This is a genomic window from Neobacillus drentensis, from assembly GCF_036965425.1.
Taxonomy (GTDB): domain Bacteria; phylum Bacillota; class Bacilli; order Bacillales; family Cytobacillaceae; genus Neobacillus; species Neobacillus drentensis_F.
The window spans coordinates 13,013-13,882 of record NZ_JBALPP010000059.1; the positions used below are offsets into that span (position 1 = coordinate 13,013).

1 protein-coding gene is annotated in these 870 nt (G+C 31.8%); it reads right to left on the minus strand.

Annotation, left to right across the window (positions count from 1 at the left end; all coding sequences use genetic code 11):
- Positions 1-13: 13 nt before the first annotated feature.
- A complete protein-coding gene (locus tag V7161_RS16345) occupies positions 14-868 on the minus strand; it encodes an AEC family transporter (RefSeq protein WP_335714035.1) in 855 nt (284 codons plus the stop codon).
- Positions 869-870: the final 2 nt, after the last annotated feature.

Consider the following 870-nt stretch of genomic DNA (forward strand, 5'->3'; position numbering starts at 1 on the left):
AGTATTACAGTTTTCACATTAAAAGATTTCCAATCCCCCATAATAAAACAAAACTAATTAGAATGGTTAAATTGGATACGGTTCCAATGAGTTTCCTATCATAATTAAATTGAACAGCATAAACTAAACTGGTTAAGGACATAGGCAAAATAAGACCCAGCAACAAAGTATATCTGAACATATGATCAAAAGGTAAAAGAATGAATAATAAAATGCCAATACATAAACCTGCAACGTACCTTAAGGTCAAATATTTAAGTATTTTATTGAAATAATTTTTGTCTAGAGAAAAATCTAGAAAGATTCCGAGTAATAGCAGGGACAACGGCATATTGGCCTTTGAAATAACACCAGCCACATCAAGAATTACAGTCGGAAGCTGCAGGCCAATTATACTTATTGTACAAACTGTTATATACGTCAGAAAAGGAATGGATTTGGACATTTTCACAAGCACGTGCTTGACCTCAAATGTATTATTATCAGAGGAATAGAAACTTCCAATCATATAGGTTAATCCAAAAACAATTAAGGCATTTCCCATATCAAACATACCAAAATATTTTATTCCTTCCTGACCCCAAATTCCTTCTACAAGTGGGTAAGCAAAGAGACCAATATTGAAGCCAGGGACCATCATTGTCATCATGCCCTTGATTTTTCTGTTTTCCTTTTTAAATGCAAAAAAACCAAGGAAGGTTAAAAAAATACCGTAAACAAAACCGCTAATCATTATTAAAATAAGCGAAGAATCAATCTTAATATTACTAAAGCTGATGATAATTAAGCATGGGAGAGTAAGATTAAAAACAATTCTCGTTACTGCCTCACCATCACTTTCTTTAATAATATTACAACGTTTTAAAATAT